The organism is Streptomonospora salina, from assembly GCF_014204715.1.
Lineage (GTDB): Bacteria > Actinomycetota > Actinomycetes > Streptosporangiales > Streptosporangiaceae > Streptomonospora > Streptomonospora salina.
In genome coordinates this window covers 4,392,919-4,415,724 of sequence record NZ_JACHLY010000001.1, presented here as the reverse complement: position 1 = coordinate 4,415,724, position 22,806 = coordinate 4,392,919, and the positions used below count along the sequence as shown (strand labels likewise).

18 protein-coding genes and 1 riboswitch are annotated in these 22,806 nt (G+C 75.0%); of the genes, 4 read left to right on the top strand and 14 right to left on the bottom strand.

Annotated elements, in window-relative coordinates; translation table 11 throughout:
- Positions 1 to 52 precede the first annotated feature (52 nt).
- The 10 genes from HNR25_RS19980 to HNR25_RS19935 form a co-directional block, all read right to left on the bottom strand.
- Positions 53 to 1,111 (bottom strand): DUF4192 domain-containing protein, encoded by a 1,059-nt coding sequence (locus tag HNR25_RS19980; protein ID WP_184637629.1) that lies wholly within the window; start codon positions 1,109 to 1,111, stop codon positions 53 to 55.
- Positions 1,112 to 1,229: 118 nt separating this feature from the next.
- A complete protein-coding gene (locus tag HNR25_RS19975; RefSeq protein ID WP_184637627.1) occupies positions 1,230 to 2,642 on the bottom strand; it encodes a diguanylate cyclase in 1,413 nt (470 codons plus the stop codon).
- 299 nt (positions 2,643 to 2,941) lie between these two features.
- Positions 2,942 to 5,647 carry a GTPase gene (locus tag HNR25_RS19970; protein WP_184637625.1) on the bottom strand — a complete coding sequence of 902 codons (2,706 nt, stop codon included), beginning with the start codon at positions 5,645 to 5,647 and terminating at the stop codon, positions 2,942 to 2,944.
- The gene (locus tag HNR25_RS19965) at positions 5,644 to 7,467 is read right to left on the bottom strand and encodes a GTPase (RefSeq protein WP_184637622.1); all 1,824 of its coding nucleotides are present in this window, start codon (positions 7,465 to 7,467) and stop codon (positions 5,644 to 5,646) included. Before HNR25_RS19965 ends, HNR25_RS19970 begins: the two co-directional genes overlap by 4 nt.
- 32 nt (positions 7,468 to 7,499) lie before the next feature.
- Positions 7,500 to 8,810 (bottom strand): uroporphyrinogen-III C-methyltransferase, encoded by a 1,311-nt coding sequence (cobA, locus tag HNR25_RS19960; protein ID WP_312862645.1) that lies wholly within the window; start codon positions 8,808 to 8,810, stop codon positions 7,500 to 7,502.
- A gap of 189 nt (positions 8,811 to 8,999) precedes the next feature.
- Positions 9,000 to 11,657 carry a nicotinate-nucleotide--dimethylbenzimidazole phosphoribosyltransferase gene (gene cobT, locus HNR25_RS19955; RefSeq protein ID WP_246463779.1) on the bottom strand — a complete coding sequence of 886 codons (2,658 nt, stop codon included), beginning with the start codon at positions 11,655 to 11,657 and terminating at the stop codon, positions 9,000 to 9,002.
- A 112-nt stretch (positions 11,658 to 11,769) separates the two neighbouring features.
- A complete protein-coding gene (gene cobC, locus HNR25_RS19950; RefSeq protein ID WP_184637620.1) occupies positions 11,770 to 12,825 on the bottom strand; it encodes an Rv2231c family histidinol phosphate aminotransferase CobC in 1,056 nt (351 codons plus the stop codon).
- Positions 12,815 to 13,738 carry a sirohydrochlorin chelatase gene (locus tag HNR25_RS19945; protein ID WP_184637619.1) on the bottom strand — a complete coding sequence of 308 codons (924 nt, stop codon included), beginning with the start codon at positions 13,736 to 13,738 and terminating at the stop codon, positions 12,815 to 12,817. The genes cobC and HNR25_RS19945 overlap by 11 nt, the downstream gene beginning before the upstream one ends.
- 287 nt (positions 13,739 to 14,025) lie before the next feature.
- On the bottom strand, positions 14,026 to 14,616 hold the full coding sequence (locus HNR25_RS19940; protein WP_184637617.1) for a precorrin-8X methylmutase: 591 nt from the start codon (positions 14,614 to 14,616) through the stop codon (positions 14,026 to 14,028).
- Between the two features lie 36 nt (positions 14,617 to 14,652).
- Entirely contained in the window at positions 14,653 to 14,823 is a 171-nt protein-coding gene (locus tag HNR25_RS19935) for a 4Fe-4S binding protein (RefSeq protein ID WP_312862643.1), read from the bottom strand.
- Between the two features lie 192 nt (positions 14,824 to 15,015).
- Positions 15,016 to 15,222, top strand: a riboswitch (cobalamin riboswitch).
- Here HNR25_RS19935 and HNR25_RS19930 point away from each other — a divergent pair.
- From HNR25_RS19930 to HNR25_RS19915, 4 genes are all read left to right on the top strand, one after another.
- The gene (locus tag HNR25_RS19930; protein ID WP_312862642.1) at positions 15,211 to 15,996 is read left to right on the top strand and encodes an energy-coupling factor ABC transporter permease; all 786 of its coding nucleotides are present in this window, start codon (positions 15,211 to 15,213) and stop codon (positions 15,994 to 15,996) included. It overlaps the preceding riboswitch by 12 nt.
- A gap of 3 nt (positions 15,997 to 15,999) precedes the next feature.
- Positions 16,000 to 16,377 carry an energy-coupling factor ABC transporter substrate-binding protein gene (locus HNR25_RS19925; protein ID WP_184637612.1) on the top strand — a complete coding sequence of 126 codons (378 nt, stop codon included), beginning with the start codon at positions 16,000 to 16,002 and terminating at the stop codon, positions 16,375 to 16,377.
- 4 nt (positions 16,378 to 16,381) lie between these two features.
- Entirely contained in the window at positions 16,382 to 17,137 is a 756-nt protein-coding gene (gene cbiQ, locus HNR25_RS19920; protein WP_184637611.1) for a cobalt ECF transporter T component CbiQ, read from the top strand.
- On the top strand, positions 17,134 to 18,006 hold the full coding sequence (locus tag HNR25_RS19915) for an energy-coupling factor ABC transporter ATP-binding protein (protein ID WP_312862641.1): 873 nt from the start codon (positions 17,134 to 17,136) through the stop codon (positions 18,004 to 18,006). Before cbiQ ends, HNR25_RS19915 begins: the two co-directional genes overlap by 4 nt.
- 36 nt (positions 18,007 to 18,042) lie before the next feature.
- On the opposite strand, the gene cobJ is transcribed toward HNR25_RS19915, so the two are convergent.
- The 4 genes from cobJ to HNR25_RS19895 are packed head-to-tail and all read right to left on the bottom strand — an operon-like array spanning position 18,043 to position 22,803.
- The gene (gene cobJ / locus HNR25_RS19910) at positions 18,043 to 19,812 is read right to left on the bottom strand and encodes a precorrin-3B C(17)-methyltransferase (RefSeq protein WP_184637608.1); all 1,770 of its coding nucleotides are present in this window, start codon (positions 19,810 to 19,812) and stop codon (positions 18,043 to 18,045) included.
- Positions 19,813 to 19,850: 38 nt separating this feature from the next.
- The gene (gene cbiE, locus HNR25_RS19905; RefSeq protein ID WP_184637606.1) at positions 19,851 to 21,083 is read right to left on the bottom strand and encodes a precorrin-6y C5,15-methyltransferase (decarboxylating) subunit CbiE; all 1,233 of its coding nucleotides are present in this window, start codon (positions 21,081 to 21,083) and stop codon (positions 19,851 to 19,853) included.
- Entirely contained in the window at positions 21,080 to 21,553 is a 474-nt protein-coding gene (locus HNR25_RS19900) for a GNAT family N-acetyltransferase (protein ID WP_184639578.1), read from the bottom strand. The genes cbiE and HNR25_RS19900 overlap by 4 nt, the downstream gene beginning before the upstream one ends.
- A gap of 56 nt (positions 21,554 to 21,609) precedes the next feature.
- Positions 21,610 to 22,803 carry a cobalt-precorrin-5B (C(1))-methyltransferase gene (locus tag HNR25_RS19895; protein ID WP_312862640.1) on the bottom strand — a complete coding sequence of 398 codons (1,194 nt, stop codon included), beginning with the start codon at positions 22,801 to 22,803 and terminating at the stop codon, positions 21,610 to 21,612.
- Between the last annotated feature and the right edge of the window lie 3 nt (positions 22,804 to 22,806).

Sequence of the window (22,806 nt, the reverse complement as noted above, 5' to 3'; positions counted from 1 at the left end):
ACCTCGGCAGCTGCGGTGACGCACGCCCTCGGCGCCCGGGCAGCGGCCGGCGTCACGGCGACTCCAGCGGCCACACCGCTTGGAGGCTCTCCGGCGGGTAGCCCTGCCAAGGGACGCCTGCGCGCAGGGCGCGGTGGACCAGCACCGCCATGGAGTAGTCGGGGTCGACCTCGTAGACGCGTTCCAGGGCCGCGTCGGCGAGTGCGGCGTCCTGCCGGGCCCAGGCCGACACCGCCAGGAGCGATCCGGGCGCGGGCCGGTAGGCCGGCTCGACATGGCGCAGTACCTCGCGCCACAGCCGCTGGTGCGCCTCGGCGCTCTCCCGGCCGATGAGGGTCCAGGCTTCGTCGCGCACCCGGATGCAGCCCAGGACCACCCCCAGCCAGGCGAGGCGCCCGGGGTCCTGGGGCGGCGCGTCGCGGTTCACCGCTGCGACGGCTTCGCGTACCGCGCGTACGCCTTCCGCGCGAAACCGCGGGCCGTAGGCGTCGCGCCCGCGGGGAGGGCGGTCGCCGAGCAGGTCGGCGCCGCGCTCTTCGGCCGTGCGTGTGGCAGCACGCATGCGTGCCCGGCGGGTTCCGCCCACGGGCGCGAGGTGGTCGCGCAGGGAGGACAGGCTCGGCCAGGCGCTGAGCCCGTTGGCCACGGCCGTGGCCGCCACCGTCGAGGCGGAGGGGTCGTAGCCGACTCCCTCGGGCGGGCAGCATTCCGCCGATTCGCACACGTAGGACCAGTAGCGGCCGTCGGCCACCCGCAGCGCCTCGCGGACCGGGACGCCCTCCCGATCGGCGGCGCCGCGCACCGCCCGGACCTGCGGGGCGACGTCGGATTCGGGTCCGTATCCGACGACCAGCGCGGCGGCGCACTCGTCGCCGCGCAGCGTCTCGGCGATGGATTCGGCGGCGGCGGTGTGGTCCGCGTCGGTGTCCGCGGGGGCGGATTCGCGGCAGAAGGCGGTGTTCAGGCGCGGCGGGTCGTCGCGCAGCCCCAGCACCACGAGGCTGTCGGAGGGGTGGTAGCCGAGGATGTAGGGGACGGCGGCGACGATGTCGGCGGGGCCGCCGAGGGTGATCCGGTCGGGGACCCGGTGCGACTCTTCGTTCTGTTCCATACACTCACGGTCGCCTGCGGACGATCGTCGCGGCAACGCCGGTTCCACTCCTGTGGAGAAAGCGGCTCGGGGCCGCCTTCCGCCGCTCCGCGACCCCCGATCCGCCGAGCGCGGCAGCTCAGTCCGGATCGCCGCCGTCCTGCGCCGCGACGCGGCCGGCCGTCGGGGAGACCGCCCCCGGGTCGGGGGCGGTCTCCCCGACGAGCTGGGCCGGTATGGCCGGGCGCGCCGCCACGGGCAGGCACACCCGGTCGCGCCCGGCCCCCTTGGCGCGGTAGAGGGCCAGGTCGGCGGCGGCGAGCAGGCCCACCAGGTCGTCGCCGTGCACACTCAGCACGGCCAGGCCCAGCGAGACGGTGATCTCCACCTTCGCGCCGTCGGCCTTCATCTCCATCCGCCCCACCCGCAGCCGCAGCCGCTCGGCGATGCGGCACGCCTCGGCCGTGTCCGCTCCCGGGAGCAGCACCACGAACTCTTCGCCCCCGAACCGCCCGACGACGTCGCCGGTGCGCAGCTGACCGGTGAGGGTGGTGGCCACCCCCAGCAGCACGTGGTCGCCGAACAGGTGGCCGTAGGAGTCGTTGACGGACTTGAAGTGGTCGATGTCGACGATGAGCACCGCGGCCGACCGTTCTGCGCGGCGGGCTTGCACGATCTCGGTGCCGGCCTCGGACTCCCAGGTGGCGGCGTTGAGCAAACCGGTCTTGGGGTCGGTGCGGGCGGCGGTCTGCAGCTGCTCGAACAGCAGGCTGCGCTGGAGCAGCAGCACCGGCGGAAGCACCACCGCCAGCAGCAGCGGCGACAGACCGGTGACGATGGCGGCGGTGATGCCGGCGCAGAGCTCGACGCTGTCGACGATGAGCGCTTCACGGTCGAGCAGCATCTTGCGCCAGGCGGGGCCGGTGGCGCTCAATACCATGGCGGCGGCCACAGCGAGGTTGTTGAGCACGGTGAAGACGGCGGCACAGGCCAGCGCCAGCAGCGCGCCCTGCGCCGACGAGACCGCCGCCTCCGTGGCCTCCAGCGGCAGCGACAGCCCGCCGGTCCAATCGTCCGCCACCACGCCGTGGAACAGCACCGAGGCGGCGAAACCCGCGACACCGACGGAGGCGGCGTTGAAGACCCGGCGGTGCACCACGGCGCGCCTGATGCGGAACTGCAGCAGCAGGTACACCGGCACCGGGATCAGCAGCGAGTACAGCGGCGGCAGCATCAGCACGGTGGGCAGCCACCAGGCGCCGAGCAGGTCGCGGGTCAGCCCGGAGGGTTTGCCCAATCGGCGCATCGCCTCGACGCACAGGCCCGCGCACGCCACCAGCGCGGCGAAGGTGGCCAGCTCCGCGAGCCGGATCGGGGTGCGGGAAGCGGCGCAGGCCGCCAACAGGAAGGCGCCGCCCACGACCGTGCCGATCAGCGCGATCAGGCCGCGCGGCTGGGACAGCAGCGGCCACGGGGATCGGCGCCGCCACCGTCCTATGCGGCCCACCGCGCTCCGCTCGGCCACCGCCACGTGGATCTCCCCCGCTCGCATACAGGGCGTCGGCGGCGGCACCGGACGACCGCCGCCGCGAGGGCCGCAGGTCCGCGTCCTCCAGCATCCGGTGCCGTTCACCGACCCCCACTTTGCATCACAGTCAGTGATATTTTAATCGCTGATCGTGCTGCCCTCAGCGGAACCGGCAGATTGCGGGGGCGGATGGGCGGTTGCCCGCGGAGATCGAGGGGCCGGGCGGCGGCGTGCTCTAGGGGCCCGGGGCGGGCGCAGCCGCGGCGCATCGGCGCCGCGGCGCCAATGCGCAGGCACAGCGTCGCCTGCGCCTGCACACAGCCTCAGCCGCGCGGGCCCTGCGCCGTCGCCAGAGCCCGGCAGGACTCGACGTAGTGGGCCAGTTCCTGCTCGACCGGGGCGAGAATCCGCTGCTCGGCCAGTTCGCGGGCCCGCTGGGAGCTGCGCTGCTCGACCAGCTCGCGCCTCTGCGCGGCCGAGACCTCGATCAGGTTCGACGATCCGGTGCCCAGCAGCCAGCCCGCCGCAGGCGTGGCCACCGCCATCGCCGCGGCGAATCCGAGGAAGATCGGGGCGTCCACGACCGGCACACCGGTCAGTCCGCCGGCCAGCCAACTGGCCAGCACGGTGCCGAACCAGACGATCCCGGCCCCCGCCAGCCCCAGCAGGACGTACTGCAGCGTGTGCACCACACGCCACCAGGTGGGGGTCTCTTCAGCGGCGGGAACCGACGACGCGACCGCCTCGCTCAGCTCCCGGGGCAGCACGTCCAGACCGCTGCGGGCGGCCGCGCGCACCCGACGCGGCCACGGCGCCGGCAGGGACCCCGCGACCTGGCGGGCCACGTCGACGGCGGCCTTGTCGATACCCGCGCCGTAGGCCTCGACCGGGGCCGCGGTATCCGCGCCTCCGGCGAAGCCGTCGCTGACCGCGCTCAGGGGGTCGCGGCGCAGCCGGTTCGCCCACCGGGCGACCGGCCACCCCACGCGGCGCTCGCCGCGCTGCCGGTAGGCGCTCTCGGCGGTGTCGGCGACGCCGGCCGCCCCGCCGGCCTCCACCAGGCCCTCCACCAGCGCCGAACGCACCCGGTCGGGAACCACGGTGCCGACCCCGTCGGGGTCGCCGTGGTAGCGCTCGAAGCCCGCGACGACGCGGTCGAGGTCGGCGACCAGCCGGTCGATCAGCGCTCGGCGCTCGGTGACGGTCTCGGCCAGCAGCGACCGCAGTGTGCCGATGCCCTGGCCGGTGGCCGTGGACGTGGTCACCACCCGCGGGTGGACTCCCGACTCGGTCTCCAGCAGCCGGCGCAGGTCGGTCAGCAGCTCCTCCAGCTCGTCGGGGGCGACCCGGTCGACCTGGTTGAGCACGGCCACGGTGACCGCGCCGTGGCCGGTCATCTCGGCGAAGTAGCGGTGGTGCACCGCGGCGTCGGCGTACTTCTGCGGGTCCAGCACCCACACGAGCAGGTCGCAGGAGCCGATGAGCCGGTCGGCCTCGGCGGTGTGCTCGGAGCGCACGGAGTCGTGGTCGGGAAGGTCGAGCAGGATCAGCCCCGACAGCTCGGAGTCGCTCTTGTCGAGCTCGCTGGTGCGGGAGTGGCGGTTGCGGCGCGGCACGCCCACCCAGCTGAGCAGTCCTTCGGCGCCCTCGTTGCCCCACACGCAGGCGTGGGTGTCGGAGGTGGTGGGGCGGGTGATACCGACGCGGGAGAAGTCCAGGCCGCACAGGGCGTTGAACAACGACGACTTGCCGCTGCCGGTGCCGCCGGCCAGGGCGACCACCGTGTGCTCGCCCGAGAGCCGCAGCCGGGCGCCGGCGTGGTCGAGCAGGTTCTGGGCCTGGTCCACGACCTCGGAGGAGAAATCGTCGGCTCCGATGCCCACCAGCGCCGACACCGCGTCCAGGCGGGTGATCAGCTCCTCGCGGGTGACCGCGGGCATCGGCTCCCAGGGCTCGCCGGCCGCGGACGGGCGGTACTCGTCGTCGGAACCGGTGTCGGCTCCGGGCGCCTCGGGGCGCGCTGCGGGCCGCGGCTCCGGTGCGTCGGTCCGAGCGGGGGCCGGCGCGGCGCCGGCGTCCGGCCCCGCGGAGGTCGCCGTGCCCGAGCCCGCGGACGTCCCCGCGGCCCGTTCGGCTGCGGAGCCGGTCGGGCCTTCCGACCGCTCGCCCTCCGGATCGGGGCCGGCCGCGGCCGCGGAGCCGGCGGGGGCGCCCTCGACCGGGTCCACCACGGGCATCGGACCGGTGCGGCGTCCGGCGATCATATTGGTCTCGTCGAGGTCGGCGAGGCTGCCCACCCAGTCCGCCAGGCGGTCGGGATCGTCGGGGTCGCCTTCTCCGGAGGTCCGGCCGGCGCCCTCGGCGGATGCGGAGGACGGATCGGCGGAGCCGTCGGCGGGCGCGGCGGGCTCAGGGGGTGCCGCCGAGTGGCGGCCGTGCTGGGAAGCGTCGGCAGCGTCGGAGGAGGAACCGGGGTCGCCGGCGGAAGCGGAGTCGTCGGCCTTCTCGTGGCGGGCCCGGCGCGGGCCGGATTCGTCGGCCGACCGGCGTACCGGCCGCTTCGGCAGCGGCTCGCGCTCGGGGCCGGTTCCCGGAGCGGCCGCGCCGCTCCGGTCGGCCGGCGGTTCGGTGCCGGACTCGGCGTAGCGCCTGTTCGCGTGCTCCGGGCGGACCTCGGGGATCGGCCCGGTGGGGGCGTCGTCCTGCGACGCGCCGCCGGCCTCGTCGGGATCGCCGTCCTCCGGCCCCGCGGCCCCCGACTGCTGGTCGACGGCCCGGCGCAACGCCGGATAGGCCGCGGCCGGCGGCCCCACGGGGCGGCTCTCCGGCCAGGAGTCGTCGCCGGGAGGTGCCCAGCCGGCCCTGATCCGGTCGGTTCCGGGGACGACGTAGCCGTTCCACGGCCGGTCACCGCTGCGCGCATCGTGGCCGGAATCCGAGGCGCCGCCGCTGTCAGGGCGGCCTGCTTCCCGGTTCCCCGCCGCCTCCGGATCCTCGTCCGCGTGAGCGGCGTTCCAATGAGTCGTCATCGCGCAATCTCGAGGTTGTACGTCGCTTGGTAGAGCTGGACGGCGTCGGCCTCTTCGGGCAGTTTGACGGCGGCCAGCGTTTCGGTGAAGCGGGTGCGCTCCTCGTAGAGCAGCGTTCCGATCCGCCGACGCAGATCGTCACGTGCCCGGTTACTGATATTACGCAATGAATCGGCCCCGAACACCCCTCTGAGCAGGCGGTTCGGCGAAGGGCCGGACCTGTTTCCGGAGCCCGCTCCCGCGGCGTCGTAGCCGAGCAGCTCCACGATCAGCACGAGCGTGAAGGCCCGCTTGTCGGAGCTGATGACCCGCGCCACCGAGCGCTTGGTGGCGCCGTCGGCGGCGACCATCTCGCCGACCCGCTGCATCCACTCGGCGACCGTCGTCCCCGCACGCTCCACGAACGCCTCGGGCAGCCGCCGCCCGCCGGCGCGCTCGACGACGGGCTCGCCGCCGTGCACGGTCTCCCACTCGTCGGCGACCTTCTCGACGGCGCGTTCGGCCGAGGCGATCACCAGCGACTCCAGGCTGTCGCGCACCGCGTGCTCCAACCCGCGCACACGCGATTCCTCGTCGTCGTCGCCGCGGGGTCTGCGCCGCCCGCGCGAGCGCATCATCCGCATCAGTTCGCCGCTGGCGGCGATGTCCTGCCAGCGCGCCAGCAGGTTGCCCCGCATCAGCTCGCCCTCGCGCAGCGCGTCGTCGATCTCGGCTCCCGCGGCCTCGTAGGCCGACTTGACGGCCGACTCCAGCGTCCGCCGCGTCTCGACCTGGACCTCGACCTGTTTGGCGAGGTCGGGAACGCGGGTGCGGAAGCTGTCGATGACCCCGATGAAGGTGCGCAGCGACACCCGGTCGCGCTGGACGAGGTCGCCGGCGACGTCGGCCAGGTAGTCGCGGACGGGGTCGGCGACGTTGGAGGTGAACCGCTCCCCCGAGATCTGGTCGGTCTCGGGTACGACGAACCGGATGGCGTCGCCGAGGCCGTTGGCTTCCAGCATCGCGCCGAAGTGCTGGACCAGCTGGGAGCGGCCGCGGTCGGGCACGCGCGAGAGCACCGCCGCCAGCGAGGTTCCGCGGTCGCGGGCGACCCGCAGGAACTCCCAGACGCGGGCGTCGGCGTAGCGCCTGCTGGTGGTGACGAACACCCACAGGTCGGCGGCGTCGAGGAACTTCGACGCGAACTCGTGGTGGGCCGAGACCGCGGAGTCGACGTCGGGGGTGTCCAGCAGCGCGACGCCGCGGGGCATGGCCTCGCTGGGCGCGAGCACCAGCATGCCGTCCTTGCCGGGCATGGCCAGGCCGTGCTGGCGCACGCGCGGCAGGGTGGGCAGGAACGTCGCTTCGCTGAACCAGTCGCCGTCGGCGGGGTTGCAGGCCAGCACGGGGCTGTTGGTGGTGGGGCGGCGCACCCCGGTGGTGGTGACCTGCTCGCCTACCAGGCTGTTGACCAAGGTGGACTTGCCCGCCCCGGTGGATCCGGCCACAGCGATCAGCAGCGGGGTGTCGGGGCGGCGCACCCGGGGCAGGACGTAGTCGTCGAGCTGGTGCAGCAGGTCCGAACGCGCACTGGCGCCTTCGGTGGCGCCCGGCAGTCCCTCGGCGAACTCGGTGGCGCGGATCCGCCCGCCCAGGTTCTCCAGGACCTTCTCGAAGCGGGCCTCGAACGAGTCGTCGCCCCGGTGCCTGGTGGCGCTGCGCCCGTCGGCATCGACGGGGGCGCGTTCACGGCGCCCCGAGGCGGATTCGGGCGCACCAGACCCCTCGGCCGCAGGTCGGCCCGTACCTGTGGCTTCCGGCATCGCAGACGGCCGGGACATAGTGCTTCCGCCCTCCTCATCGGTCGTCGATGTCACAAGATGCGATTCCCCTCGGGGGGATCGCCGGCGGCGGCATCGGCGGAGGCGCTGCCCGATCCCGACTCAGCGCGCCCCATGTGCAGTATGTCAATTTCACCGGCCACGTCGACCACTTCTCCGATCACGATCACGGACGGAGGGCGCACTTCGGACTCACGCACGGTTCCGCCGACGCCGGCGAGCGTGGTGCGGATGGTGCGCTGTGTGGGCATGGTGGCCTCCTGGACGAGCGCCACCGGGGTCTCGGGCGGACGTCCGTGCTCCATCAGGGCCGCGGCGATCGCCTCGATCCGCTCGACGGCCATCAGTGCCACGACGGTACCGCCTGCACGGGCCAGCGCGGGCCAATCGACGGTGGAGCGCGGGTCGCCGGGCGGAACGTGGCCCGAGACCACGTGCACGTCCTGGGCCACGCCGCGGTGGGTGACGGGGATGCCGGCGGTGGCAGGGGCCGACAGTGCGCTGGTGATGCCGGGGACGACGGTTACGGCCACGCCCGCCTGCGCGCACGCCAGAGCCTCTTCGCCGCCGCGCCCGAACAGGAACGGGTCACCGCCCTTGAGGCGGACGACGAACCGGCCCGCGCGGGCGTGCTCGACGAGGGTGCTGTTGATGTCGTCCTGGGTCATCGACCGCCCGTAGGGGATCTTGGCGGCGTCGACGATCTCGACGTCGGCGGGCAGCGACTCCAGCAGCGAGTTGGGCGCCAACCGGTCGACCACGACCACGTCGGCCTGGGCGAGCAGCTGGCGGCCGCGCACCGTGATGAGGCCGGGATCGCCGGGTCCGCCGCCGACCAGGGCGACGCCGCTGTGGCGTTCGCGTCCGCGCCGGGCGTCGAGCGACCCGTCGGCCAGACCCTCGACGACGGAGTCGCGCAACCCGGCGGCGCGGCGGGGATCGCCGTCGGCGACCACGCCCACGGTGGCGCCGGCCGCACTACCCGTGGCGGGGGTCCAGGCCGACGAGGCGTGGCGGTCGTCGGCGCGTACGCACCACACCCGCTCGGCCTCGGCTTCGCCGGCCACCGCGGCGTTGGTCTCGGCGGAGTCGGTGGCGGCGTGCACCAGCCAGAAGCGGCCCAGCCGCTGCTCGGCGATGTCGCCCGGGCCGAAGCCGCGGCGGTGCCACGTGATGCGTCCCGCGGCGGCGAGGTCCTCCAGGGTCGCGGTGGCGTCGGGCGCCACGAGCGTGACGCGGGCTCCCGATTCCAGCAGGACGGGAACGCGCCGCTGCGCGACCCGGCCCCCGCCCACGACCAGGGCCTCGCGTCCGTCCATGCGCAGGCCGAGAAGATAGGTCACCGAGGCTGCCCTCCAGATCCGCGCCGTCGCACGCCCCGCGGGGCGCTCTCCGGTACCCGCGCCCTCCGAGGGGCGCGGGCCGCACGCAGCGGCCCCCGCCGGCCACTCTGCCGGACGGGGGTCGCGCTGCGGTCGCGTGGGCGACCGGCGCATCCGTTTCCGTTGTTCACTGTAGTACGCGCGGGCGGTTCAGCCGCGCTCGGAGACTCCCGCGGAGTCGAACGTGGCGACGTTGCGCAGCGCCCGAACCGAGCCCTGCAGCAGCGGCAGGGCGAGCAGCGCTCCCGAACCCTCGCCCAGGCGCATCTCCAGGTCGACCAGCGGACGCAGCCCGATGTGGGACAGCACCGCGGCGTGGCCGGGCTCGGTGGAGCGGTGCCCGGCGAAGCAGGCGTTGAGGCTCAGCGGCTCGATCGCGGCCGATGCGAGCGCGGCCGCGCCGGCGATGACGCCGTCGAGCACGACCGGCACCCGCATCGCGGCGGCGCCGAGGATGAATCCGCTCAGTGCGGCGTGCTCCAGGCCGCCCACGGCCGCCAGCACCCCCACCGGGTCGGACGGGTCGGTTTCGTTGGCGGCCAATCCGCGCCGCACCACGTCGATCTTGTGCTCCAGTTCGGCGTCGTCGGCTCCGGTGCCGCGGCCGGTGACGTCGGCGGGGTCGGCGCCGGTGAAAACCGAGATCAGCGCCGAAGACGGGGTGGTGTTGGCGATGCCCATGTCGCCGGTGATCAGGCAGCGGTTGCCGGCCGAGACGAGGTCGCGGGCGACCTCGATTCCGGCTTCGACGGCATAGCTCGCCTGGGTGCGGCTCATCGCCGGCCCGCGGGTGAAGTCGGCGGTTCCGGGGGCGACCTTGCGCGGCAGCAGCCCCGGCACCGTGGGCAGGTCGCCGGCCACGCCCACGTCGACGATGGTGACTTCGGCGCCGGCCTGTTCGGCGAAGGCGTTGACCACGGCGCCGCCGTCGAGGAAGTTGTGCACCATCTGCGTGGTCACCTCCTGGGGCCAGGAGGTGACGCCCTGGGCGTGCACGCCGTGGTCGCCGGCGAAGATCGCCACCGCAGCGGGCTCGGGGACGGGCGGCGGGCACTCGCCGACCAGGCCCGACATCCGGATCGAGACCTCTTCCAGCACGCCGAGGGATCCCGGCGGCTTGGTCATGGCCGCCTGGCGCTCCTCCGCGTCCTTGAGGGCGCGCTGGTTCAACGGTCCGATGGCCGCGATGGTCTCCTCCAACAGACTCGTGGCGGCTTCACCGGGCAGGCCGCGGTGGCCGTAGTTCTCGCGGTGCACCGCCCAGTGCAGCGGGCGCCCCTTCGCCCAGCCGCCCAGGGCGAGCTCGGGCTCGGGCGGGAAGTCGTCGACGTAGCCGATGCACATGTAGGCCACGACTTCCAGGTGCGGCGGCAGGTCCAGGGACGCGGCCAGGTCGCGCTCCTCGAAGAAGCTGACCCAGCCCACGCCCAGGCCCTCGGCGCGGGCGGCCAGCCACATGTTCTCCACGGCCAGGGCGGTGGAGTAGGCGGCGGTCTGGGGCTGGGAGTGGCGGCCCAGGGTGTGGCGGCCCCCGCGGGTGGGATCGACGGTGACCACGACGTTGACGGGGGTGTCGAGGATGGCTTCGACCTTGAGCCCGGAGAACGCGCGGGCCCGAGCGCCGGGTAGCGCCCGGGCGTAGGCGTCGCGCTGGGCGTGGACGAGCTTCTGGACGCGGGCGCGCACGTCCTCGTCCTGCACGACGATGAAGTCCCAGGGCTGGGAATAGCCCACCGACGGGGCGCGGTGGCCCGCGTCGAGGACGCGGCGCAGCACCTCGTCGGGCACGGGGTCGGTGCGGAAGCCCATGCGCACGTCGCGGCGTTCGCGGATGGCGCGGTAGACGGCCTCGCGCTCGGCGTCGCTGTAGGCGTGGGCGTCGGGTTCCGTGCGGGCGGGTTCGTACGCGGGCTCGTGCGCGGGGGCGGCCGGGGGCTGCTCGGGCGCAGGCCGCTGCGCGCGGGCCCCGGAGGGCTCGCCGGGCCGGTCCGCGCGGTCGTCGGGTTGCTCCGGGAAGGAGGCTGCGGCGTGTGCGTTCACAGGTTCGTCGTCTTCGCTCGGGGTCGGTGGTCCGGTTGCGGCGCCGCCGTGTCCGGCGGGCGCTTCGGGAACCGGCGGGCTGCCGGCCGCCGCGCCGCCGGCGGGCGCAGACCCGCCGGGTTCGGCGGGTTCGGGCGCGGCGGACCGGGAGGGCGGGGGGTATTGGGGGGCCATGGGGGCCGGTGCCTGCCGGGACCGGGCGCGCGGGCTCTGGGCGGCGGCGTTCGCGAGGGCGCTCTCGAACGCGCCGGCACCGGCGGGGCTCTCGCGTTCGCCGCCGCGCTCGGCCGGCGCGGAGGGCTGCTGGTCGGCGGGGGGCGTGTGCCCGCGGGCGCTTTCCGCGGCGCGGTGGCCGCCGGTCCCGGCTTGGGCCTCCGGCCCGCCGGAGGCGTCCCGGTCCCCGGGAAGCTCCGGGGCGGTAGCGGCCGAGGCGTCGGGACCGGACTGCTCCCGCGCCCCGTCCCGGTCCTGATCGCGATCACGGTCCGCGGCCTGATCACGGTCCTCCTCGCGCCCGCGGTCCTCCTCGTGCCCGCGGAAGGGGATCACGTTGGGCGTATCCGCGGAAGCCCGGGGGCCGCCGCGGCGGCCCCCGGGCGATGCGTGGAAGGGATTGGCGCGCTGCCGCCCGGAGGGCCGGCCCGACTCCGGGGCCGATGCGGCCCCGGTGCCGCGGCCGGTTTCGGGCAGGTCGTCGAGCAGTCCGTCGGACGCGGGCTCGGGCCCGGGCTCGTCGTCGGCGCCGCGGCGCCGTTCGTCACCGGTCATGTCGTCCCCCCGGGACGTGCCGGCGGAGCCGTCCGCCGGCGGTCGTCTGCACTGGACACACGCATCGCCATCCTCACAGCGCCGCGGCGGCTCCCGCCGTCCCGCGGCGACCTCATCGCAACTCTGCCAGAGTGCGCGTCAACCGGAGCGACGTCTCCCGATCCCGCACCGCCACGCGCAGCCAGTCGGGCCCCAGCCCGGGGAACGTGTCGCCGCGGCGCACCGCGATCCCCGCATCGCGCAGCCGGTGGCGCAGCGCCTCCCCGCCGGCGGCATGGACCAGGACGAAGGAGGCGGCGGCGCCGGGGGTGACGTGCACCCCGCAGTCGGCCAGGTCGGCGGCGAACTCGGCGCGGCGGCCGGTGAGCCGGTCCGCCCACGCGTCGGCCTCGGCCAGCGCACGCGGTTCGCAGCAGGCGGCGGTGGCCGCCAGCGCCGGCGTGGACACCGACCACAGCGGCTGGGCCCGCGCCAGCGCGTCGGCCGTTGCGGCGTCGGCGAGCGCGTAGCCGGCGCGCAGTCCGGCCAGTCCCCAGGTCTTGGTGAGGCTGCGCAGCACCACCAGCCCGGGCAGGTCGCCCCGGCCGGCCAGCGACTCCGCCTCGCCGGGGACGCAGTCGGCGAACGCTTCGTCGACCACCAGGACGCGGCCCGGCCGGGCCAGGCGCTCCAGAACCGCTGCGGGGTGCAGAACCGACGTGGGATTGGTGGGGTTGCCCACCATGACGAGGTCGGCCTCGGCCGGCACCGCCGCCGGGTCCAGTTCGAATCGCGGCCCTTCCAGCACCACCCGCTCGACCGGGTGATCGGCCGCGCGCAGCGCCGCCTCGGGCTCGGTGAACTGGGGGTGGACCACCACGGCGCGGCGGGGCCGCAGCACCCGCGCCAGAAGCACGAACGCTTCGGCGGCCCCCGCGGTCAGCAGCACCTCGGACGGGTCGCGGCCGTGGCGGCGGGCCACCGCCTCGCGCGCCGGACCCGGGTCGGGGTAGGCGGCGACGTCGCCGAGCGAGGCCGCGATGCGCTCGGCCAGCCACGGCGGCGGTGTGTCCGCGCGCACGTTGACGGCGAAGTCGAGCAGGCCGGAACCGGTCTCGGCGTCGCCGTGGTGGCGCAGATCCGGTCCGCCCGCCCCGACGGCGGTGCGGTCGGGCGTCTCAGTGGCCATGGCCGTGTCCGTGGCCGTGTCCGTGGCCGTGCGCGGGGTCGTCGGGATGGTGGTGGGGTGTCTGGGCGGCGCCGACCTTGTCCTCGAACCCGGGCATGGCGATGCGGTAGACGCAGGTGTCGCAGTTCATGCGGATGTCGCCGGCGCGGGCCTCGTCGTAGCGCTCGGCGATGACGTCGGCCAGCTCGTCGCAGTCGCCGATGACCGGACCGCAGCGGACGTCGAGTTCCGGGTGCTCGCCCGCGAACTCCAGGGTCTGGTCGGCGACGCGGTCGGGCAGGATGCCGGAGAACAGGAAGTAGGGCAGCACGACGATCCGCTCCGCGCCCAGCCGCCGGATGCGCTCCAGCCCTTCGGGGACGCTGGGCCAGGCCAGCGAGATGAAAGCGGGCTCGACGAAGTCGGCGCCGTGCTCGGCCGCGTGGCCCTCCTGCAGCAGCCGCGCCACCTTGCAGACCTCGGCGTTGGCGTCGGGGTCGGTCGAGCCGCGGCCCACCAGCAGCACCGCGGTGCGCGGGCGCTCGCCGGCGGCTGCGCCCGCGTCGCCGTCGAGGACCTCCCCCAGCCGTTCGGCCAGCAGCCGCAGCACCGTGGGGTGGGGGCCGAGCGGGCGGCCGTAGGTGTAGTCGAAAGCGGAGTGGCGCTCCTTCTCACGGGCCAGGGCACCGGGGATGTCGCCCTTGGCGTGGCCGGCGGCCACCAGCATCAGCGGCAGGGCCACCATGCTGCGGTGGCCCTTGGCGTACAGGTCGCCGACGGCGTCGGTGAGCGGGGGCGGCGAGAGCTCGATGAAGCCCCCGGCGACCTCGCGGTCGGGCAGGCGGCGGCCCAGGCGCTCGACGAACGCCTCGAAGTCCGCCACGCCCTTGTCGTCGCGGGTTCCGTGTCCGACCAGCAGCAAAGGCGGTTGCATCCGATTCCTAACCGGTAAATGGGGCGTTTCGGACCGGCGTTCAGGCAGCACGGTCCGACTTCTCGGGTGGGGGGACGGGCCGCGGCGGCGGCCGCGTGCGGGAAAGCTCGGGGCGGGGACGGTGCCCCGGCGCGGTGGAGGCGGCCCCGGCGCGCGCACGCGCGGGTCGCCGCCGCCAGGTCAGCGGTGGCCGGCTCCTCCTCTCCTGTCCGTCGGCGGGGCGTCCGCCCGGTGCGCGGGTGCCCGGCGCCCCTGCGGTGCGCGGCCGCCGCGGGGCGGGGACCCGCTCACTCGGGTACGGGACCGTACAGCAGAGCGTTCAGCGCCGCAGCGGCGACCGCCGACCCGCCCTTCTCCGAGACGTTGCTCACTTGCGGAAGCCCGCTTTCGCGCAGCTCCTGCTTGGATTCGGCAGCACCGACGAAGCCCACCGGAAGGCCGATGACCAGCGCGGGCTCGACCTGGCGGGCGATGATCTCGGTCAGTGCGGTGGGGGCGCAGCCCACCACCCACACGGCGCCGGGGCCGACCTCGGCGTAGGCGCTGCGCACCGCCGCGGCCGAGCGGGTGATTCCGGTGGTGCGGGCGAGCCGCTCGGCACGGGGGTCGGTGATGTGGCACACGCATTCTCGGGCGGTGATGCCCGCGGCGACCATGCCGACGTCGGCCACCACCGGCGCGCCCTCCTCCAGGCGCTGAGCGGCCTCGTCGACGGCGGTGTCGTCGATCACCAGGTCGCTCGCATAGTCCAGGTCGGCGCTGGAGTGGATGATGCGCTCGGCCACGGCGCGGCTCAGCGGCGCCATCCCGCCCACGTCGATCCGGGAGCGCAGGATGGCGAACGATTCCGCTTCGATGGGGTGCACCCGCCGGTCCACAGTCGTTCCTCCCTCGGCTGGTGTCGGTCGGCGCGGTCAGCGCGCCAGCACGGCGATCGCGTCGGCCGGGCACACTTCCACGCACTCCAGGCAGCCCGTGCACGTGTCGCCCAGCACCACCAGAGTCCCGCCCTGCGGCCGCAGCGCGTGCTCCGGACAGGTCAGCAGACAGGCGCCGCAGGCCGTGCACGACGATGTCACAGCCACCGGCGCCGGAACCTCGGCGGGGTCGACCAAGACGCCTCCTCCAGATCGGGCGCCGGCTCTGAGACCAGTGCCACCGCGGCGGGCGCGGCGGCCTCCGGACGCGGCGCCGGCCCAGCGTACACGGGGTTCTCGGGAAGCTTCCCCGGTCAGGGCGCCGAACCCGCCGGTATTGCGAAACCTCCGTCAGCACCGTACGTTCTTTTATGCCGTGGTGTTCGGGAAGTCCGGTTCGAAACCGGCGCGGCCCTCGCCACTGTGAGCGGGAAGCCCGATGCCCCGAACTGCCGCAGGCGCGGCCGTCGGTAGGCCACTGGGGGCAGCGGCGACGCCGTCCCTGGGAAGGCCGGCAAAGGGCGTCGACCCGTCAGCCAGGAGACCGGCCACGGCGTGACGACCGTCCACGAGGTGCTGGAAGTTGGGTCCCCCGACATGCATATCGCTGAAGGATTTCTGCCCTGGCAGCACGCAGCTGCCTGGACCGCCGTCGCGGCCCCGTTCGTCGCGCACGGTGTCCGATCGCTCACCCGCGCCGTACGCGCCGATCCCGACGCCAAGCTGCTGATCGGCGCCGCCGGAGCGTTCAGCTTCGTGCTGTCGGCGCTGAAGATCCCCTCGGTCACCGGCAGCTGCTCCCACCCCACGGGCACCGGCTTAGGCGCGGTCCTGTTCCGCCCGCCGGTCATGGCCGCACTGGGAACGATCACCCTGCTGTTCCAAGCCCTGCTGCTGGCACACGGCGGTCTGACCACGCTCGGCGCCAACGTCTTCTCCATGGCCGTGGTGGGCCCCTGGGTGGCCTACACGGCGTTCAAGCTCGTGCGCTCGGCCACGGCGCGCTTCGGCGCGCAGACCTCGCTGGACATGGCGGTGTTCAGCGCCGCCGCGCTGGGCAGCATGGCCACCTACACCGTCACCAGCGTTCAGCTCGCCCTCGCGTTTCCCGACCCCCAGTCCGGCTTCCTCGGCTCCTTCACCGCCTTCGCCGGCCTCTTCTCGATCACCCAGATCCCGCTCGCCGTGGTGGAGGGCCTGGTCACCGTCGTCATCATGCGGCTGCTGACCACGGTCACCCCCGAGCAGCTGCGCCGCCTGGGCGTACTGCGGAGCCCGGCCGCCGCGGCCCCGGCCTCCGATGGGCAGACCACCGACGTGAGCGAAGAGAAGGCGGGCTGAAACATGCGTCCCAAGACCACGACCACCTGGCTGCTGATCGCCGCGGCCGCGCTGATCGCCGTGCTTCCCCTGATCATCGGATCCGGCAGCCACCTCGACGAACCCTTCGGGGGCGTCGACGCTCAGGCCCCGGAGATGGCGACCGAGACCGATCCCGACTACGAGCCGTGGTTCTCCCCCCTGTACGAGCCGCCCTCCGGTGAGATCGAATCCGGTCTCTTCGCCCTCCAGGCCGCCATCGGCGCGGGATTCATCGGCTACTTCTTCGGGGTCGTCCGCACCCGCAACAAGCTCGGCACGGCCCCGGCCGGAGCGTCCGGATCCGGGAGCCCGAAGGCGGCCGGCTCCGCCGAAGCGGAGACCGGCCCGGCCGAACGGTAGCCGCGTGCTGGCGATCGACGCCGCCGCCTATACCAGCCCTTGGCGGCGGGTCCACCCCGCCGCCAAGGGCGTCTTCTTCGGCGGTCTGCTGGTCTGCGCCTTGGCGCTGCCCACATGGCCCGCGGCTCCGATGGTCGCCGTTGTCGCCCTGGCCGCGGGGTTCGGACCGGCACGGGTGCCGCCGCGCGCCTTCGCTCGCGCTGCCTGGGTCCCGCTGCTGTTCATCCTCACCGGGTCGCTGGCGCTGCTGGTCACGGTCGGCGGCCCGCAGGGGGCGGTGGCACTGGACCCCGCCGGAGCGGCGCGGGCGGCCGAGGTCACCGGGCGGGCCGCGGCGGCGGTGTGCTGCCAGCTCCTGTTCGCCTTCACCACCCCGCTGGCCGACCTGCTGCCGCGGCTGACACGCATCGGCCTGCCCAGCGCGCTGGTCGAGGTGATCGCACTGATCTACCGGATGCTGTTCGTCACCCTGGACAGCGCCCGCCGCATCCAGACCGCCCAGGCCGGGCGGCTCGGCTACGCCGGTCGGCGCGCGTGGATCCGCTCGGTCGGCTCGCTGGGTGCGGCACTGTTCGTCCGCTCGTTCGACCGGGCGCAGCGCATGCAGCGCGGCCTGGAATGCCGCGGCTACACCGGCGAACTGACCGTGCTGGTGGAAGAGCTGCCCCTGCGACCGTCCGCCCTGGCCGCCGCCGCACTGCCCGCAGTACTGGTTGCGGCGGCGACGGCGAGCTACTTTTCGCTTGGAGCCCCGCTGTGACCACCGACCCCGGGGGCGCCACCGCCGCCCCGCCCGCCGCCCTGTCCGGGCACGGGCTCGCGTTCCGCTATCCCGACACAGCGCCGGTCTTCACCGCATTGGACGTGCGCATCGCCCAGGGCTCAGTCGTGGGGGTGCTCGGCCCCAACGGGGGCGGCAAGACGACGCTGCTGCGGCTGCTGTCCGGCAGCCTCACCCCCGAAACGGGCGAGATCCACGTCGACGGCGAACGCGTGCGGCGGGGACGCCGTGCCCTCAACGAACTGCGGCGCCGGGTGCAGCTGGTCTTCCAGGACCCCGACGACCAGCTGTTCTCCGCCAGCGTCAGCCAGGACGTGTCGTTCGGGCCGATGAACCTGGGCCTGGCCGCCGACGCCGCACGCGAACGGGTGGCCTGGGCGCTGGAGGCGCTGGAGATCACCGATCTGGCCGACCAGCCCACCCACCTGCTCTCCTACGGCCAGCGCAAGCGGGTCGTGCTGGCGGGAGCCTTGGCGATGCGGCCCTCGGTGCTGGTGCTGGACGAGCCCACCGCCGGGCTGGACCCCGAAGGGGTGGAGTCCTTGGTGCAGACCCTGGAAGGGCTGCGGGCGGCGGGCACCACCCTGGTGGTCTCCACCCACGACGTGGACCTGGCCTACCGGTGGGCCGACACCGTCCTGCTGCTCAACCGGGGCCTGCTGGCTTCCGGACCGGCCCGCGACGTCCTGGCCGACCCCGCCCTGCTCGCGGCGGCCCGGCTGCGCCCGGCGTGGGCCCCTGCGGCCGGGCGGGCGCTGCGCGCGGCCGACCTGCTCGACCCCCGCGCTCCCGACCCGGCCACCCCCGAGGAGGCCGCACGGCTGCTGGACCTGGATTCAGGGGGTTGAGCCACCTCACAAGGGACCCTCCAACGTGACCACGCCTCACTCCGGGTGCGCCGCCGCGCGCCAGGTGTAGCCGCGCGGGGTGACGAACCGTCCGGCCACGGTGCGGCTGGCCGAGCTGCCGACCAGGACCACGGTGTACATGTCGACGTCGGCGCTGCCGCCGTCGAGCATCTCCTGCAGCGTCGTCACCACGGCGTATTCGTCGTCGCGGGCGGCGTTGCGGACGTAGCCCACCGGGGTCTCGGGCGGACGGTGCTCGGCGAGGATGTCCAGCGCCTCCGGCAGCTGCCAGTCGCGGCGCAGGCTGCGCGGGTTGTAGAAGCACACGGTGAAGTCGCCCTCGGCGGCCGCGCGTACGCGGTTCTCGATGGCCTCCCAGGGTGTGTGCAGGTTCGACAACGAGATGTAGGCGTGGTCGTGGCCCAGCGGCGCGCCGAGGCGGTGCGCCGCGGCGACGGCGGCGGTGATGCCGGGCACGCCCACGACGTCGATGTCGTCGCCGGCGAAGTCCAGGGCGGGACTGGCCATCGCGTAGACCCCGGCGTCGCCGGAGCCGATCAGCGCCACGGCCGCGCCCTCCTGCGCTTCGGCCACGGCGGTGCGGGCGCGCTCCTCTTCCTGCCCGAGACCGCTGGAGACCACCCGGGTGCCCGGTCGCAGCAGATCGCGCACCTGGTCCAGGTACTGGTCCAGGCCCACCACGACCGAGGCGCGGTGCAGTTCGGCGAGTGCACGCGGGGCCGCCAGGTCGCGGGCACCGGGGCCCAGACCGACCAGAGCGAGGCGCCCGCGGGGATGCAGGCGCGCCACGGCGGCGGTGGCGTTGGCGGACTTGCGCTTGGCGACCACCAGTTCGGCCGCGCGGCCGTCCCGCCCGGCGGCGCTCAGGGCGGCGGCCTCGGCGACGCTGGGCGTGCCGATCTCCGCGCGCACGACGTCGCTGGGGTTGGGCACCTCCACCTCCGCCAATTCGGCGGCGGGCAGGATCCGCACCGGCCAGCCGCGCTCGCGGGCCGCGCGCAGGATGCCTTCCTCGTCGGCTTTGGCGTCGACGGTGGCCAGGGCGTGCACCGACTGCGGGGCCAGCCCGGCCTCCGCGAGGGCGGTGTCGACGAGCTCGCCGACCTCCTCGGCGGCGGCGCCGCGCGCCGACCCGACCCCCACCACCAGCGAGGGCGGGCGGTAGGTCACCGTCGGCACCGGTTCCCCGCCCGCCGGCGGCGCGGCGCGGTCGGTGACGCGCAGCAGTGCCGCCGCCGACTCCGGAGGGGTGTCGGCGGCGGCGTTCGGCGGCAGCGGCGGCAGCGGCCAGACCCGGTCGTGCTCCAGGCGCACCGGACGCCCCGACAGCAGTGCGGCGCCGGCGGGCGCCAGCGGCGCGGTGTCGGCGACGGCGAAGCCCAGGTCGGCCCCGTAGGAGTCCAGCGGGGAGGCGGCCGCGGCGTCGCTGGCGGTGGTCACGACCGGGGAGCAGCCCAGCACGTCGGCGACGTCGCCGGCGAGGGTGTTGCCGCCGTGGTGGCCGCCCAGCACGGCGACCGCGTGCTGCAGCCCTTCGTCGACGCAGACCACCGGCGGGTCGGTGTGCTTGTCGCCGAGCGCCGGCGCCAGCGCCCGCACCGCGGCGCCCACGGCCAGGAAGGCCACCACGGCGCCGCACTCGGCGAAGGCGCTGCGCAGCGCCTCGCCTCCGCGGTCCCCGGTGAACGTGCGCACCCGGTCGGGCCAGGCCGCCTGCAGGCGGTCGGCCGCGGTGCGGCCGCGCTCGGTCACGGCGATGACGCCGATGGCGCCGCTTTCGGACATCTGTGCCTTTCCGGTCGAGGGCATGGGGAGGGGCGGGGTCAGGCGCTTGCGGCCCGAGTGCCCCACAGCAGGGTCACGGGGTTGGCGGCGGCCAGCCGCAGTGAGCCGTTGGGCAGTCCTGAAAGCCGGGAGGCCTGCAGTTGGGTGCCGTCCGGGGCGTAGCCGGCCGCCGCGAGCATGTCGTACAACGGGGCGATGCGGTCGAGGGAGGCCAGAGCCGCCACGACGCGCTCGGGGCGGTGGGCCACGACCGCCGAGGCGACGGCGTCGTCGCCGCCGCCGATGAACGCGGCGTCGGGAGGCAGGCGCGCAGCCGCCGCGTCGACGGCGGCGGCGGCCTCTCCCTCGTGCACTTCGACGTCGACGCCGTGGGCGTGGGCGTTGAGGCGGATGCGTTCGCAGTCCTCGGAGGTGCGTTCGAAGGCGACGGCGCGGGCGCCGAACCGGGCGCATTCGACGGCGACCGATCCGCTGCCGGCGCCGACGTCCCACACGACGGTGCCGGGCCGGGGCGCCAGCCGGGCGAGCGCGAGCGCGCGCACCTCGGGTTTGGTGATCAGGGAGGCGCGGTGCTCGAAGGACTCCGCGGGCAGCGCCCAGTCCGGCGGCGCGCCCTGGTGGCCGGGCATCCAGGCCATAGCGGGGGCGACGGCGCGCTCGGGGTCCACGGCCACGACCACGTTGGGGTCGGCCCAGATGCGCTCGCCGACCTCGTCGCCCGGGGCGAGGGCGGCGACCTCCTCGTCGGGCGCACCCAGGCGCTGGGCGACGTAGACCCGGCGGCCGGCGCGCAGCAGCTCCGGGAGGAACGCACCGGGTCCGGCGCGTCCGGGGGCGGTGAGCACCGCCGCTTTGGGGTGGGCGAGGGCGGCGGCCAGCGCCCGCCGCACGCCGCGTCCGGAGCCGGTGCGCCCGTGCGCCGAGACCACGACGGCGTCGTCCCAGGGCAAGCCGATGCGGGCGAAGGCGGTGGCGGCCGACGTGGCGGCGGGCACGACCTCCGGGTCGGCGCCGCGCGCCCGCAGGCTGCGCAGCACGCCGAAGAAACCGGGGTCGCCGGAGGCCAGCACGGCCGCGGGCCCGCCCGCGCCGACGACCGCATCCAGGGCGGCTCCCAGCTCGCCCATGGCGACGCGTTCGGCGCCGCCGGCGATGTGGGCGCCGGCGGCCTCCAGGTGCCGGGGGGCTCCGGCCACGCACACCGCGGCCGACAGCGCCCGGGCGGCCTGCGGCGGCAGCGGGCCGCCGTCCAGTCCGATGACGGTGATCACCGCGGATCCTCCAGCGCCAGCTTGAAGCCGGTGTGGGAGGCGACGAATCCGAGCCGGCTGTAGAAGCGGTGCGCGTCGGCGCGGGCGGCGTCCGACGTCAGCTGCACCGTCCGGCAGCCGCGGGAACGCGCCTGTTCGACGGCCCAGGCCATCATGGCGCTGCCGAGCCCGCGGCCGCGTTCGGCCGCGGCCACCCGCACCGCCTCGATCTGCGCGCGCCTGCCGCCGCGGTGGGACAGGCCGTCCAGGAAGGTCAGCTGCAGCGTGCCCACCACGGTTCCGCCGCGCACCGCCACGGCCGGCAGCGTCCGGGGATCGGCGTCGATGCGGGCGAACGCGTCGCGGTAGGGGGCGAGGTCCCCGGGGGTCTCCCGCTCGGCGCCGCGCACGTCGTCGGCCAGCAGGGCGACGACGGCCGCGACGTCGCCGGCGCCGGCGCGTCGGATGCCGGCGCCGCCGGTACCGGGCATGCTCGCCACGACCGCCTCCTCGCCGTCCGACAGGGCGCCGCCGGTGCCGCCGGCACTCACGGGCGCTCCGGGTGGGCGGCGACCACCTGCTGCCCCGTGAAGTCGACCATCGCCGCCTCCACCTCCAGCGTGTCTTCGCTGAAGCGGGTCAGGACCCCCGCCACGCGTCGGCACAGTTCGGCGCCAGCCGTCGGCAGCAGGCCCTCCCGCTCCCAGATCTCGTAGGCGTGGCGGCCGGTGTTGGCGGCGTCGACCTCGGCGGCGGCGTCCTCGGTCCCCCCGACCCGGCGGGTGATCTCGCCCAGCAGCTCGGTGGAGACCTTGGACCGGGTGTAGTGCGTCATCAGCACACCCGAGGCCAGCTTGGTCAGCTTGCCCGCCATGCCGACGAACACCACGCGCCGCAGGCCGTATTCGAGTGCTCGGCGCAGCGCGGCGCCGGTGAAGTCGCCGACCTCGACGAAGCACACCTGCGGCAGGTCGGGATGGCGCAGCGCGGCGCCCTTCTCGGTGCGCCCGCCGGTGCACAGCACGAGCGTGTCCTCGCCCTGTGCGGCCATGACCGACACCGCCTGCTCGACGCTGGCGCGCCAGGAGGCGGTGGAGAAAGGCCGCACCACGCCGGTCGTGCCGAGGATGGAGATCCCGCCGATGATTCCCAGCCGGGCGTTGGTGGTCTTGCGCGCCATCTTCTCGCCTTCGGGCACGCTGATCACCACGCGCAGGCCGCGGCTCTCGGTGTCGGCGGCCTCGCCCACGGCCTGCTCGATCATCTGCGCCGGGACGGGGTTGATGGCGGGACCGCCCAGTTCCAGTCCCAGTCCGGGGCGGGTCACCACGCCGACGCCGATCCCGCCGTCCAGTTCGACGCCGGGTTCGCCGCGCCGGGTGACGGTGGCGGTGACGTGGGCGCCGTCGGTGGCGTCCGGATCGTCGCCGGCGTCCTTGACCACCGCCGCCTCGGCCCGGTCCGGTGCGAGGAGGGAGCAGCGGTCGGTGGCGAAGGACACGCGCCGGCCCGACGGCAGCGCCACCTCGACGCTGTCCGCCGGGCTCCCGGTGGCCAGCGCTTCGGCGGCCGCCTTGGCGGCGGCCGAAGCGCACGTGCCGGTGGTCCAGCCGGTGCGCAACGCCTTCTGCCGCACCTTCATGGTGCGCGGCAGGTCGGGTTCGCGCGGCTGCGGCTCCTCGTCCGCGCCGGGCTCGGGACCCGGTTCGGGCTCCCGCCGGCTCCGCGGGCTATCTGTCACGTC

Excerpts from the sequence above, each read along its gene's own strand:
- HNR25_RS19980 (WP_184637629.1), bottom strand. The coding sequence starts at position 1,111 with ATGGAACAGAACGAAGAGTCGCACCGGGTCCCCGACCGGATCACCCTC.
- HNR25_RS19975 (WP_184637627.1), bottom strand. The coding sequence starts at position 2,642 with ATGCGAGCGGGGGAGATCCACGTGGCGGTGGCCGAGCGGAGCGCGGTG.
- HNR25_RS19970 (WP_184637625.1), bottom strand. The coding sequence starts at position 5,647 with ATGACGACTCATTGGAACGCCGCTCACGCGGACGAGGATCCGGAGGCG.
- HNR25_RS19965 (WP_184637622.1), bottom strand. The coding sequence starts at position 7,467 with ATGTCCCGGCCGTCTGCGATGCCGGAAGCCACAGGTACGGGCCGACCT.
- cobT (WP_246463779.1), bottom strand. The coding sequence starts at position 11,657 with ATGACCGGTGACGAACGGCGCCGCGGCGCCGACGACGAGCCCGGGCCC.
- cobC (WP_184637620.1), bottom strand. The coding sequence starts at position 12,825 with ATGGCCACTGAGACGCCCGACCGCACCGCCGTCGGGGCGGGCGGACCG.
- HNR25_RS19945 (WP_184637619.1), bottom strand. The coding sequence starts at position 13,738 with ATGCAACCGCCTTTGCTGCTGGTCGGACACGGAACCCGCGACGACAAG.
- HNR25_RS19925 (WP_184637612.1), top strand. The coding sequence starts at position 16,000 with ATGCGTCCCAAGACCACGACCACCTGGCTGCTGATCGCCGCGGCCGCG.
- cobJ (WP_184637608.1), bottom strand. The coding sequence starts at position 19,812 with ATGTCCGAAAGCGGCGCCATCGGCGTCATCGCCGTGACCGAGCGCGGC.
- HNR25_RS19900 (WP_184639578.1), bottom strand. The coding sequence starts at position 21,553 with ATGCCCGGTACCGGCGGCGCCGGCATCCGACGCGCCGGCGCCGGCGAC.